The 12,945-nt window shown below is 47.5% G+C and carries 14 protein-coding genes; 13 read left to right on the forward strand and 1 reads right to left on the reverse strand.

Annotated elements, in window-relative coordinates; translation table 11 throughout:
* The first annotated feature begins 112 nt into the window (after positions 1–112).
* From T495_RS0111820 to T495_RS0111870, 11 genes are all read left to right on the forward strand, one after another.
* Positions 113–790: a hypothetical protein gene (locus T495_RS0111820; protein ID WP_155993627.1), complete on the forward strand. Its 678-nt coding sequence runs from the start codon at positions 113–115 to the stop codon at positions 788–790.
* Positions 787–1,260, forward strand: coding sequence for a leucine-rich repeat domain-containing protein (locus T495_RS15630; RefSeq protein ID WP_081832108.1), 474 nt, complete (start codon positions 787–789; stop codon positions 1,258–1,260). Before T495_RS0111820 ends, T495_RS15630 begins: the two co-directional genes overlap by 4 nt.
* Before the next feature lie 351 nt (positions 1,261–1,611).
* Positions 1,612–2,580, forward strand: coding sequence for a helix-turn-helix domain-containing protein (locus T495_RS0111825; protein WP_033148809.1), 969 nt, complete (start codon positions 1,612–1,614; stop codon positions 2,578–2,580).
* Between the two features lie 195 nt (positions 2,581–2,775).
* The gene (locus T495_RS0111830) at positions 2,776–3,963 is read left to right on the forward strand and encodes a site-specific integrase (RefSeq protein WP_051652039.1); all 1,188 of its coding nucleotides are present in this window, start codon (positions 2,776–2,778) and stop codon (positions 3,961–3,963) included.
* A 93-nt stretch (positions 3,964–4,056) separates the two neighbouring features.
* Positions 4,057–5,034, forward strand: a complete 978-nt coding sequence (locus tag T495_RS0111835) for a hypothetical protein (RefSeq protein ID WP_033148810.1) — start codon at positions 4,057–4,059, stop codon at positions 5,032–5,034.
* Positions 5,035–5,301: 267 nt separating this feature from the next.
* The gene (locus T495_RS0111840; RefSeq protein WP_033148811.1) at positions 5,302–5,688 is read left to right on the forward strand and encodes an excisionase family DNA-binding protein; all 387 of its coding nucleotides are present in this window, start codon (positions 5,302–5,304) and stop codon (positions 5,686–5,688) included.
* A 327-nt stretch (positions 5,689–6,015) separates the two neighbouring features.
* A complete protein-coding gene (locus T495_RS0111850; RefSeq protein WP_033148813.1) occupies positions 6,016–6,663 on the forward strand; it encodes a ParA family protein in 648 nt (215 codons plus the stop codon).
* Positions 6,664–6,668: 5 nt separating this feature from the next.
* Positions 6,669–6,998, forward strand: coding sequence for a hypothetical protein (locus T495_RS0111855; RefSeq protein WP_051652025.1), 330 nt, complete (start codon positions 6,669–6,671; stop codon positions 6,996–6,998).
* 219 nt (positions 6,999–7,217) lie between these two features.
* Positions 7,218–7,943 (forward strand): hypothetical protein, encoded by a 726-nt coding sequence (locus tag T495_RS0111860; protein WP_155993630.1) that lies wholly within the window; start codon positions 7,218–7,220, stop codon positions 7,941–7,943.
* Positions 7,944–7,946: 3 nt separating this feature from the next.
* Positions 7,947–9,479 (forward strand): relaxase/mobilization nuclease domain-containing protein, encoded by a 1,533-nt coding sequence (locus tag T495_RS0111865; protein ID WP_033148815.1) that lies wholly within the window; start codon positions 7,947–7,949, stop codon positions 9,477–9,479.
* 9 nt (positions 9,480–9,488) lie between these two features.
* On the forward strand, positions 9,489–10,292 hold the full coding sequence (locus tag T495_RS0111870; RefSeq protein WP_155993633.1) for a hypothetical protein: 804 nt from the start codon (positions 9,489–9,491) through the stop codon (positions 10,290–10,292).
* 154 nt (positions 10,293–10,446) lie between these two features.
* Here the strand turns inward: T495_RS0111870 and T495_RS0111875 are convergent, their stop codons facing one another.
* Positions 10,447–11,064, reverse strand: a complete 618-nt coding sequence (locus tag T495_RS0111875; RefSeq protein WP_197020394.1) for an outer membrane beta-barrel protein — start codon at positions 11,062–11,064, stop codon at positions 10,447–10,449.
* Between the two features lie 103 nt (positions 11,065–11,167).
* Here T495_RS0111875 and T495_RS0111880 point away from each other — a divergent pair, with 103 nt between their 5' ends.
* A complete protein-coding gene (locus T495_RS0111880; protein ID WP_231495099.1) occupies positions 11,168–11,737 on the forward strand; it encodes a DUF6088 family protein in 570 nt (189 codons plus the stop codon).
* Complete coding sequence (locus T495_RS0111885) at positions 11,734–12,738, forward strand: nucleotidyl transferase AbiEii/AbiGii toxin family protein (protein ID WP_033148819.1); 1,005 nt, start codon at positions 11,734–11,736, stop codon at positions 12,736–12,738. The genes T495_RS0111880 and T495_RS0111885 overlap by 4 nt, the downstream gene beginning before the upstream one ends.
* Positions 12,739–12,945 lie beyond the last annotated feature (207 nt).

Raw genomic sequence — 12,945 nt, forward strand, 5'->3', positions numbered from 1 at the left:
TTTCGACGGTTGCAATGGCTTGTGGTGAGCCGGAAGTGCGTAGAAATGGCCTGCGCATTTTGTATTTGAAAAAAGAAGCTCTGGAATGAATAGAATGAGATACTTTCGACTTATGGACGGTGTAGATGCCAATACTGAAATCCACCAATATATGGATTTGGACTACTTATTACGTCTTCTTGAAACACGTTCATACTATGTAAAACAGAAGCAAGAATTCCCAGATAAGCACGAAAGCAGATTACCACTAAAAGCGATGTTTAGTTTACAATCTGTTGAACTAAGGAGCTATAAAGGAAAAACAACAGATATAGCAGAATCTTTAGAAAGGAGAAGGAAATTCACAGAAAGTGGTCGTATGTTTACTGCTTGTTGGACTGAACGGAGAGGAGAAGGTGCTTTAATGTGGAAGAATTTCACGACAAAGATTGGAGGATGTATTAAGTCTACCATCAATAATTTCGTGGCTTCTTTTGCAAATGATGACTATGATATTTGTTGTGGAAGGATGTCGTATACAGGTATATATGCGGGACAAGATTTCGTGGAAAGCCTATTCACCAAAGACAAAGCATTTGAAGAGGAAAAGGAAATCCGCTATTATTTCACCCCGAAGAAGGATATTTCAAATAGTAAAGGTATATCTATACCTATCTTGCCTGATGTGATGATAGACGAGATAATACTATCCCCATATATTGAGTCTAAGGCACAGGACATATTAAAACAAATCATAAGCGAAAAATACGATATTAACGTTACATCCTCAAAAATAGAACTGAAATTATGAGACAACTATCTAAAATTGTAAGTCTGCTAACAATTATGCTTTCCCAAAGTATATGGTCATATTCTTATGATTTTGAAGTGGAAGGTATTTACTATGGTTATAATCCGAGTAGTCAAACTGCATATGTAACTAGTGGAGATAAAGAATATGAAGGAGATATTACTATTCCTTCGACAGTGACTTTCAATGGAAGAACCATGAATGTGACAAGTATTGCATCTAGATCATTTTATAGAAACCAAAAGTTACGTTCGATATCTATTTCAGACGGAATAACTTCCATTGGGGATGAAGCATTCTATTGTTGCACACTCTTAAGTAGTATTACGTTACCTAATACATTATCTTCTATTGGTATTGATTATTATGCAAGTCAAGGGGTGTTTTATGGTTGCCAAAGTCTTAAATCTATTATAATTCCTGATGGAGTAAAATGTTTGGAGCGCAGAACATTTAGAGTATGTATCTAAACGGGTATAAACAACCAGGAATATCTAATACTAACTGCGCATAAAGCGCTCATTTTCAATAGCTTTTGATTTTTAACACTTGATGGTTGGAATTTGGTAGTAACCGAATTTCAGTATATTTTTGCAACGTATTTCTACCGCGAGGAATTTACGGGGCTTCGATTTCATCACTTTGCGGACTCAGTTGACAAAGGGTTACGACGGGATGCAAAGGGTGACAAAAAGGGACGGACGGATTCAGTTAGAGTCACGAAGCGGACGGAGTTGGCATAGGTTGACGAACGTGGAGTATGGTTGACTTAACGGTAGGGATGACAAAATGAACGTTGAACCATCAAAAGTGACAAGGAAATGAAGCAAGTCAGAAAGTGCAAGTATTGTGGAAAGGAGTTCGTGGCAAGGAGCGGAATGCAGAAGTATTGTTGCGAGGAGTGTCAGACGAAGGCGAAGGAAGCCAGAAAGAAGCGGCAGCAGGACTTCATGAATGCTGTGGAGCCAGTCATTGGGTTACAGAATCAGGAGTACCTCACGTTTGCCAAGGCTGCAATACTGATGGGATGCTCTCGTCAGTATGTGTATAAACTGGTGAACGAAGGGAAACTGGCGGCATCGAGAATCAGCAGTCGTATGGCTTTTATCCGCAAGGCAGATATTGAGAAGATGCTGGCGGGGAATCCGTATCATCGGGTGTTACCAACGAATAGGCCGAAGAAGTCCACGCCCCAAACGACAAAGAGAAGTAAGTCAAATGTCATGAGTGTGGAGAGTAATGTCCAAGAGTCGAAGGTACTCGACTATATTTCCGGCGAGGAGGTCATGAGAATATATAAGGTCAAGAAGTCATGGCTCTATACCTCAGCGAAGCGGAACCAAGTGCCAGTATGCCGGATTGCTGGGATGAACTACTACAGCCGCAAGCACATGGACGCATTGTTTGGCAAGTCGGCTGAAGTGGAGGCCGTCAGTGAGTGGCTGACTATGAAGGAGGCTCAGGAACTCTACGGCATGAGTGCTGCATCTGTCCGCTCCAACGCTTATCGCCATCATATTCCTACAAAACGGGAATATGGCCAGACCTACTACTCAAAAGACCATTTTGGGCAATTGAGACGCACAGACATCGTGAATGATAACAGCTACTACACTGTGAGGGAGGCGGCAGAGAAATATGGGATGAGTACTGCCAACGTCGGCATCATCGCCAAGAAGAATAGCATCGTCACTGTCAAGGTTGGCGTGAAGAATCTTATTCCAAAAATGGACTTCGACAGGGTAATGGCTGAAAGACTGGCCCAATTTGGCAGCTACTCCCTTGTATGAATAACTAAGTAAATCCACCGATTATAAACAATCAGAATGGGCATTATCATGGTCAGCACCTCACCAACCAACATTATCTGTCAATTATTGACGCATTATGCGAAATAATGTTGATAATCGGGGAATAATGAGGTAATTTTGACCCCGTGAAGAAACACTTCACCGACGAGTATTCACAAAAATATAATAATGTATATGAGCAACATCTGTAAGACCGTGACCCTCCGCACACGGAAAATCAAAGGCGGAGAACAACTATCGTTCTATCTGGACTACTATCCGGGTTATCGCGACGAGTCAACAATGAAGGTTATGCGCCACGAAAGCCTTGGTATCTACATCTATGCCAAGCCGAAGAACCAGCGCGAGAAGGACTACAACGACCGTATGCGCGAGAAGGCCGAGGCCCTGCGCTGCCGTCGCTATGAGAGTATTGTCAACGAGCGCTACGACTTCTTCGACAAGGAGAAGATGAAGGGCAACTTCCTCGACTACTTCAAGGACAAGGCGTACAAGAAGAACACGAAGTGGGAGAATGTCTATCTCCATTTCAAACAGTTCTGCAATGGCAAGTGCCGCTTCGACGAGATCAATGTGGACTTGTGCAACCGCTTCCGTGAGTATCTCCTGACAGCCCACCAACTCAAACATACCGAGCAGCTTCTGCACATCAATAGTGCTGCGGGCTATTGGTCAACCTTCCGCGCCGTGCTCCACACGGCCTACCGCGAGCACAAGATTGTCGAGAATCCCAATGGCTTCCTGGAGCGCATCGACACCATCCCCACGGAAAAGGAGCACCTGTCTCGTCAGGAATTGGTCAACCTTGCCAATACGCCATGCTCTTCACCTGTGCTAAAGAAAGCCTTCCTCTTTTCTTGTCTGACGGGTTTAAGAAAAAGTGACATCAAGCAGCTGACTTGGAACAAGATCCAGCCCTATGGTGACGGTTCTATGTACATCACCCTCCGCATGCAGAAGACGAAGGAACTGGTGAACAACCCCATCAGCAACGAGGCTCTGGAACTGATAGGCTATAATGATGGCGATGAGAACCGTAAACCGACAGACAAGGTCTTTGTCGGCTTCAACGACAGCCTCACCCAGGCCCCGTTGAAGAACTGGCTGAAGGAGGCTGGCATCACCAAGCACATAACCTATCACTGTAGCCGCCATACACTGGGTTCGCTACAGGTTGAGGCAGGCACCAGCGTCTATACCGTCCAGCATATTCTTGGCCACAAGAACGTCGCCACGACGCAGATCTATGCCGCCATGGCCGACTCCAGTAAGCGCGAGTCCGTTGACAAAATTACGCTGAAATCCGCGAAAATAGCCCAAATGAAGGTCGAAGAGGTTAAAAAGGCTTTACAGGAGTGTTAAATTTTGAAGAATAATTTTCAAAGGCATGGTTATTTGTGGTTTTTGATTACCTTTGCCCGCAAATTTCAGGACAACAATTAAATTCAAGTAATTATGTATCACAAAACAGTTAGTATTTCAACTTCGACCGTTCTGCCTGCGGCATTCTTCGCAGCCATCAGTGCCGTGGCCTTGGTCGTGTCATTCATGGCTGCGTCATATCTCTACGCAAGAAGCACGCTCATTCCATATGGCGTACTTCTTGCCTTGTCGTTCATTCTGCTCGAACTTATGATTGTGGTCTATTTCTCATTGCTTTCAGAGTTCTGCAGCAGCATCTTTGGCAAGAAGAAAGACATTCCTGTTCTGGACCAGGTCGATATTGTGCAAGCCGTTCCTGCACAACTGATAGATGTGCAGGCAAGTCCTGTCCCGCCAGATCCTGACAACATGGGCCAAACACAGCCAGTCAATGAGGAACAAACGGAAGAGTTGCAGGCTCCAGACCCAACAAGTGAGGAACGTGCTATCTCAACCGGTCATGAGTCTGCATCCACCGATGTCACAGTTCCAAATCCTGCCCAGTCAGAAGAAACGAACAGGAAAATTGTTGAGCTCATGAGTCTCAGTGCAGAAGAGCAACAGAAGAAAAGAGAGAAGTTCGCCCAAGACCGAAAGGAAATCATGCAGGAGTATATCTATTACTCGCTCGGCCCTCTGCTGGACGAACAGGACATTCTTGCCGTATGGCTTGAATATGAGGGTTGGATAAGCAGCAGTACCTATCAGCCCAAGCCCAGACTCTGCAAGTGGAAGGAAAAGGTAACCAGCCGCGACGTGCGCCATCTGACATGGAACATAGCCAAGCGCATGGGCATGGAGAACGGATATAAGAGCGAGACTTGTGGCCGTTTCGTGAAAGCCATGTTCCCAGACCTGTGCGTCAAGCGTGACGGTTCACCTTGTACGGACAGCTACCTGTCGCAGAACCTACTGGAGGAAAAGCCCAATGACCTTATCAAGATTGACAAGCCTGAACCACATTCAATAGCTTTCCACTTCCGTAATATGGAAATGAAACAGGCTGTCTGATCATCTTACAATACTGACTCTGCACCGCCGTACAGATTCTTTGCTGGATCTGTGCGGCGATTTTCTATGCCTATAAGTGAACCTGACTATTAGCATACCCGCCCCTCCCGCTGCAATAAACAACCATTCATAACCAGAGGCGACCATAAAAAACCAGCGCCATCCACATTATACCATTATTATCTGTGCATGGTGCATCATAAACTTCATAACGCAATGATAATGCAGTTCCTTTGCAGCCGAGACACAAAGGTCTCATCGTATCATATGAAGAACGTCGAATTGACATTCAACGACCTTCCGCAGGTCGTTGCCGAGCTTCGGGATGAAGTCATCGGCATGAAGGTACTGCTGTCTGACCTTCAGAAAGGACAAACACAGCAAAAGATACAGCGCGTGCGTCGCACGATGAACGTGGAAGAAGCGGCAGACTATCTCCGCATGCCCCTGAACACCCTCTACATGAAGTTGCAGAAGGGCGAGGTGCCAGGATCGAAACCCGGCAAGCGTTGGGTCTTGTTCAATGACGAACTCGACAAGTGGTTGGAGGTGAAACGCAAGAATGCCGTACCCCTGACCACTGAGGAAGAGAATGATGCCATCCTTTCGTCCCATCGTCGTAAACCCAACAAGCGTGACTGGCAACATGTCTGACATGACTGAGTGTACAATGTATAGGGTGTATCAGTTGTATGCAATGAAGACAATGGCAACAATGTCCACAACGTATCTGGTTTCTGTATTGGCTACAGCGTATGTGTATATAATGTTTATACTGGCTACAGTATATACAACGGTTACAATGTCTGCAATGTATATGTTGTCTGCAATGAAGACAATGTATACAGAGTATTCAATGAATACAATGAACACAGGAAATACAATGTCTATAGCGTACAAACTGTATTCACGATATACAGAGTATACAAGGTCTATAATGGCTAAAATGTACACAATGTATTTAATTTAAACAACAAGATTATGAGTATAATCATCTTATTCACCAACATCAAAGGAGGCGTAGGAAAGACCTCCTGTTGTGCGCTCTTTGCGCAGTATTTGTGTGAGAATGGTTATCCCGTGAAGGTTCTGGATGCAGACATTCAGGCATCCTTGTCCCGTCACAGGGAGAGGGAATTGGCTGCCAACCCAGATGCGGTTATCCCATGGGAAGTGAGTACTGTTGATACGACGGACCGCCAGAGCCTGCAGTCATCCATTGAGGAGGCGATGCAGTTCGACGGTGTTGTCCTCTTTGACATGCCGGGAACCCTCAATGCCGCCAACCTCGACCTGCTGTACAAGGCGGCAGACCTCGCCGTGGTGCCTATCTCCTACGACTTCGACACCATCGATGCCACTGGTATCTTCATTAAAGTAATCAAGCGTGTGAAGGACATCCAACTTGTATTCCTGCCCAACCGAATCAACACGACCGAGAACCGTGCCGACGATATGAAGCAGCGCGAAGAGACGGTAAAAATTCTTGGCAGGATAGGCAGGGTTACACCGAGGATCAAGCAGAGTGTTGTCATCAAGCGTTACTCAACCATTTACGCACTTGACAAGTACCAGAAGGCTGCGGTTGAGCACGCTTTTAACGCTATTGTCGAACATATTAAACTGTAACGGATATGAGCGAGCAGACGTTTCCACTTGGTGATTTCAATGACCTCGAAAGCAGTGTCAGGAACATCACCCAGCAATCGAAGCCTCAGAAGCAGCAGGCGAAACCTCAGGAGCAGCAGATGCCCAAGGATGCCGACGCCAGCAAGCGGGACTGGATGCATTTCACGTTTATCTGTAGCATAGAGATTGTGGATAAGGTGAAGGCTATTGCACACAAGGAAGGTTTCTCAATTCGTGATGTCGTGGAGAAGTATCTGAAGGACGGTATCGCCCGCTACGAACAGAAGCACGGCGCAGTCACTAAACAGCGGAGGGACATCGATGAAATCCTGTAATCACGGCCAAGCAAACAGGACGTTCCCAACGGTCTGGGACACTCTTGTCGTACAGACAATGCCGGTAGAAACCGAAACTTGCCTTAAGATATGCCAGTTGGAGTTTCGTGCTACCAAAATCGCTATGGCTCTTTTGGCAGACGAACCGAACTGGCAATGCTCGCAGGCTCTCATTGGGGGAGGCGTTCGCTGGCTCACACCTTTAATAAATGTATACTTATGACAGTAGACAGAAACGAAATAGTGATATTCCAAGGCTCGCAGCTCATAGAGAAGACGAGACCTGAGAAGGGCTTCTTCATCAAGTCGAAGAAGCGGTACCTGTCGCCCAAGGACGGCAGGGAACACAGCAAGTTCTCATGGGAACCCGTAACGGTCGGTGACCTATGGGTGGATGAGACTGACAGGAAATGCCAGATGCACTTTGTCGTCTATCGGAGTAGTGGCAGCATCGAACAGGTTGACCAGCCTATCAGCCGACAGAGTTACACGTTGTTTGGCAGTTACAAGCTGGATGCCCATCGCGTGGACCTGATCGACAAGGTGCTGCGTAAGAATCGGACGGGACTGCGCATCCGCAAGTGGACTGCCACAGAGATGCTGCACCTGAAAGTGACGAAACGACTGATGGATGAACTTCTCGGGAATGCGGAAAAATGCGGACAGAATCTTTCGCAGTATTGTACGACGCTCCTGAGCGGCAAGCATCCCCGAGCAGCGTTTACCGACGAAGAACTGGACCTGCTCAGGAACCTGAAGAAGTCACGTGGCGACGTACTACTCCAGTTCAATGCAATGGTGGCAGAGTTTGCACATAAGCCGGACGAAGAACGTTTCAGGGCTGTCATCCACGGCAAGAGTTTTGACTGGTGGCGCAATCACCTTATTACTGCCCTGGAGTTCTTCGACAGAATGAGGGACAGGACGTTAAACATGGGAGGTTAGCGTATGGTCATCAAGATGGACACGATAGGCGGGGCGCATGCCGCCAACGCCATCAACTATGTGCTCGACAAGGAGAAGGCAAGGAAGGAGGACAAGCCCGTCTTCCTCGCCGCCAACAATATTGAACTGAATCCGATGACGGGTAAGCCGTACTCGCCCGTGGAGGTGCTGATGGACATGCAGCTGCTGCAGGCGGCATCCAGACACAGGGCAGAAAAGCCGTTCTGGCGCATCGAGCTGTGTCCGCCGCCGGAGGTCTGTCAGGACTGGACGATGGAGCAGTGGGACAAGTTCTGTAAGGACTGTGTGGAGGTACTGGACGCTACCCACTTCAAATGGGAGCCGGTGAAGGCCAAGGACGGCAGGCCAGTCATCGACAAGAGGACGGGACTGCCCAAGGTGAAGTTGAGCGGCAAACACACTATGCTGGCCAACAGCCAGTATGTAGCCACTATACACTTTGACACCGGCAAGCCGCATGTACACATTGTGGCCAACCGCCTGACGATGGACGGCGAGATGCAGGACACGCACAAATGCAAGGAGCGGGCGAAGATGGCGGCTGACATCATCGCGATGAAATACGGGTGGACGAAGGCCGAGGAGAGGGAGAACAAGCGGATGGAGCGGATTCACGATGCTGCAATGAAGGTGCTGAAGGGAATGGACAAGTGGGACATCGAAGCGTACTTTGCCGGGATGCGCAGGAACGGGTTCGAAGTGGAGCCGACGTACGACTCGAAGGGCATTTGCCGGGGCTACTCCGTTGGCGAAAAGTTGTATGACCTCGATGGGAACTATTCCAGTACGGTGATGTACAAGGCTTCGGCTAAAGGGTTCGGGCATGGGCGCGACCTGACGGTTTCCAAGCTGTTCGGCACTTGGCAGAAGCAGCATCCTGAGCAGGAAGAGGCGCGGACGGAGAGCTATCGTTGGCAGCAGAATCGGCAGGAAGAGGTGATTCCGCAGAAGCCGTCGAGGTCCTCGCAGTCAGATGATGACGATGCATATCTGCGACTATTGAGGATTAAGGAGGCGGCAGAGAGGAAGAACGCTGAGAAACCGGTAGTTCCGACGCCCGTGAAGCAGACGGAGCCTGCTCCCCGTAAGTCCACGGAGGCCGAGAGTGACCGTCGGACAGCCGTCTGGCTTGCGCTGAATGCCATCAAGCGCTTTGTGAAGAGTCCGTTCAGGACGGAGTTTAGCCCGCTTGATAAGGAGGACATCCTGCCAGAAGGCATCGTGGCTAAGGCTATCGATATGGGAGAGCGCGAAGGTTCTTCGTTCAGTGAGGAGAACCTGAAGAGTGCTGCAATGGAACTGCTTGATCAATTTGAATGTAGTGCCGAACGTGCGGGTGAAGCAGTCGAAGCTATGCTTGATGTCGTTGCGAACCTTGCCCTGCCGGAAACTCAGCCGTCCCTTGGAGGCGGTCAGAGCAATAACAACCTACCGAAGAAGAAGGACGAGGAATGGTATTGGTGGAAGAAGAACGGGTTTATCAGACAACAGAATAATAGAGGACGAAAAAGATAAGTTAAATTTATGTCTAAAGATTATCGAAGCATGCTTCCCTCTGGCGATAGTCAGATACAGGGAGGCAACAGTGAGACTGGGGGACGGCAGGAAAGCCCCCGAAAGCAGGAGAAGCCGCATACTATCCTGCAAGTTGTTAACAAGTTGAAGGAGCTTTTCTGTGGTGGTCATAAACGTGCGACGCTCTATGACCAGAAGGAGTATGAACGTGGCGTAAAGGCCGTGATGAAAGGGAAGTTTCTTGTGAAATCAACCCACGAGGCCATTGAAATGCTCATAGATCAGCAGACGCTCTTGGGCAGTATTCCACTTGATGCGATGAGGAACAACAGCAGCAAACTTGTCAACCAGGACATGGACGTTGTGCCGTTGGAAGAGATGAACTTATATGCGGGATGCATCCTGCGGCAAGTGGCTGAGAACATGCACGACTCGAAACTCATGAGCCGCTATGTCGAAGAACTGACGAAGAAAGACCGCGAGAAATGGCAGCAGTCTCAGGTTTGCATGGCAATGATGAAGGGTGGCGAGACTGTCTGCGAGTATATCGAGGCAAATGCTGAGGAACACCTTATCCGTCTGTCCTCGCGCATGGAGTGGTTCCCCATTGCCTACCATCTGGCAGACAAGGTGGCACTGATTGTCTTTCCAGTCCTTGCCTATTACACAGGCAAGTACCACCTGAACGATACCATGACATTCCTGTGGGCGATGGCCTTTATGCCAATCTTTGTCTTGTCGGCCATTTGGGCCATCAATGAGTTGGCGGCGTACTTGGAACGCAGAAAGAAGAAGCCGAAGTCACGCCGATAGGGTCCATCTACCTAAATCCTCTGTAAAGAAACGAGAGGCAAAGCCAGCCTCTCGTTTCTTCTATATATCCAGACTTATTGTTCAAAAAAGGCTCTTTGTTCACGAAAAATGAACGCGCATTGTATGTTGAACATGAAATCAGCCCCAATTATCATTATTTCTTAGTAATTCCACCAACGACATCATCATTTTCGATGCTATGCTCGGTTTTCTTGACGTTGGCTTTAAGAGACCCGAAGCGCCAAGTGACGGAGATACTGAACGAACGGGCACGATTCCACGACTTCTGATAATCGCGATAGTCACCATTGACGGTCTCGGCCTCTGATGTCCAGTAATTGTTGAATGGGGCGTTAGCACCAAGGCGCACCGTCAGGCGGTCATCCTTGAGGAACGAGCGTTGCAGGGAGAAGTAGTAACCATAATAGGAATGTTGCATGTAGTAGATGCCTGAGGGACTATGGCCAACCTTGCCGTATGTGACTGCATAGAATAGCAACTTCCAAGGTAGCTTTTGAGAGAGGTTCGCATAGAAGTTGTCAGACCACCCAAAGGTGCGATAGCCAAGGTTGGGGTTCTCGTTGTGCTCGTAATGCAGATTATTGTTGATGACAATCGTCGTACCATTGAATGGCTTCCACTGTATGTATTGCTCTATCGAGAATCGACGATAGCGAAGAATGTTATCGTATGTGTTATAACGGATGTCGTTTTTAGCGGTCTGGACGGAGCTGATGCCGCAGGAGCGGGCTATAGGTTGTTTTTTTATCACTTTTTTAAGAAAAAATTTGGTTTTGCCACAAATTTGCTGTAAATTTGTGGCAAAATTCGTTATCATGGCTAATCAAAGTACATATAATGACATTAAAAAGCAAGTGGAATTATCGGAAAGGGGAACACTCTTCTTTCCCGATACATTCTCCCAGACAGGCTCTTCGGATGCTGTCCGTTCCGCTTTGGTGCGGTTGTGCGAGAACAATGTCCTTATCCGTGTAGCACAGGGAATCTACTACTACCCCAAAATTGACACGAAATGGGGAAGTGGCCTGATACCTCCGTCTATAGAGGAAATAGCCAAGGGCATTGCCAAGCGGGATAAGGTGCGTATAGCCCCGACAGGCTCGTATGCCCTCTATCAGTTAGGTTTAAGTACCCAGATACCTGCCAACATCGTCTTTATCACAGACGGCTCTCCTCGCCGTATAACTATCGGGAAAGGTAGGGGAATACTCTTCAAGCATACCTCTGAGATGCGCACATTCGCATACCAGTCTCAGATTATGACGCTGATAGTGACCGCCATGCGAGAGATTGGCGAAGGCAATGTTACTGATGAGCAGATGGGGATTATAAAGACCCATCTGGAGAAAGTGAACGAAGAAGACTTCAAGCATGATATTCAACTTGCACCTATCTGGGTGCGCAAGGCGCTAATGAACAAATGAAATTCATAGAATTATCCTTAGAGGAACGACAGGACATACTCCGTAGGGTACAGGCAGAGAACGGAATGGACCTGCAGATAATAGAAAAAGACTGGTGGGTAACCGCAGTCCTTCATTCCCTGTTCTCACTTCCCTATGCCAGTCATATCTCCTTCAAGGGAGGAACGAACCTCAGTAAGTGCTGGGGACTTATCAAGCGCATGTCAGAAGATATAGACATCGCCATTGACAGAGAGTTTTTAGGCTTTGAAGGACAGTTGTCAAAGACACAGATCAGCGACAAGCTCCGCCGTGCAGCGTGTTCCTTTGTCCGTGAAAGGCTCCAATTTGAACTGGCAAACCAGATGGAGAAGGATGGCATCGGCAAGGACAGTTTCAATGTGCATGTCAACATTACGCCAATATCCACCACAGACCCGGAAATCATAGAGGTGGAATACAAACCCGTCTTCAACGATAATCCCTATATCCGGTCAAAGGTTATTGTTGAGGTTAGCGGACGTTCCATGAGTGAGCCTGTAAAGGAAGTCAGACTGCACTCATATATAGATGATGTATATAGAAATGCTCCTTTTACCGAGCCGGATTTTGAAGTGAGGGCTGTAGTCCCTGAGCGGACATTCCTTGAGAAACTGTTCCTCCTGCATGAGGAATACCACAAAGCGGCAGAAAACGTCAGGACGTCAAGGATGTCAAGACACCTGTATGACATCTGCCAGATAATGGACACTCCGATAGCAGAACAGGCATTGAAGGACAAGAAACTATATCTGTCTGTTATGGAGCACAGACGTGTATTCATCGGTCTCCGGGGCTTTGACTATTCAACACTGTTGCCACAGACTTTAAACATCGTGCCACCTGCTGACATTTTGGAAAAATGGAGGCAGGACTATAAGGAGATGCAGAACTCAATGATATACGGTGACTCTCCGACCTATGAGCATCTTATCGAGAAATTGCGGATGCTAAATGACAAAATCAATAAACTTGAATATTGAATCTGCCACAAAAATATGATAAATTTGTGGCAAAACACTGACAGGCTGTTGTTGAGTAAATCATCAGTTGCGACAGCCGCTTGTGGCGCGGACGCATGATGTTGTTGAGATAGAGGTAGCCATTGTAGGCATAATCATAAATCGTGTACATAAAAATTCGTTGCAGTTTCTATCTATAAAGTCTGAAACTGCAACGAATGACTGCAC

Source organism: Prevotella sp. P6B1, assembly GCF_000702825.1.
Classification (GTDB): domain Bacteria; phylum Bacteroidota; class Bacteroidia; order Bacteroidales; family Bacteroidaceae; genus Prevotella.

Coding starts and splice junctions, on each gene's coding strand:
- T495_RS0111850 (WP_033148813.1), top strand. CDS start 6,016: ATGAGTATAATCATCTTATTCACCAACATCAAAGGAGGCGTAGGAAAG.
- T495_RS0111825 (WP_033148809.1), top strand. CDS start 1,612: ATGAAGCAAGTCAGAAAGTGCAAGTATTGTGGAAAGGAGTTCGTGGCA.
- T495_RS0111840 (WP_033148811.1), top strand. CDS start 5,302: ATGAAGAACGTCGAATTGACATTCAACGACCTTCCGCAGGTCGTTGCC.
- T495_RS0111860 (WP_155993630.1), top strand. CDS start 7,218: ATGACAGTAGACAGAAACGAAATAGTGATATTCCAAGGCTCGCAGCTC.
- T495_RS0111865 (WP_033148815.1), top strand. CDS start 7,947: ATGGTCATCAAGATGGACACGATAGGCGGGGCGCATGCCGCCAACGCC.
- T495_RS0111855 (WP_051652025.1), top strand. CDS start 6,669: ATGAGCGAGCAGACGTTTCCACTTGGTGATTTCAATGACCTCGAAAGC.
- T495_RS0111885 (WP_033148819.1), top strand. CDS start 11,734: ATGAAATTCATAGAATTATCCTTAGAGGAACGACAGGACATACTCCGT.
- T495_RS0111835 (WP_033148810.1), top strand. CDS start 4,057: ATGTATCACAAAACAGTTAGTATTTCAACTTCGACCGTTCTGCCTGCG.
- T495_RS0111820 (WP_155993627.1), top strand. CDS start 113: ATGGACGGTGTAGATGCCAATACTGAAATCCACCAATATATGGATTTG.
- T495_RS0111870 (WP_155993633.1), top strand. CDS start 9,489: ATGTCTAAAGATTATCGAAGCATGCTTCCCTCTGGCGATAGTCAGATA.
- T495_RS15630 (WP_081832108.1), top strand. CDS start 787: ATGAGACAACTATCTAAAATTGTAAGTCTGCTAACAATTATGCTTTCC.
- T495_RS0111830 (WP_051652039.1), top strand. CDS start 2,776: ATGAGCAACATCTGTAAGACCGTGACCCTCCGCACACGGAAAATCAAA.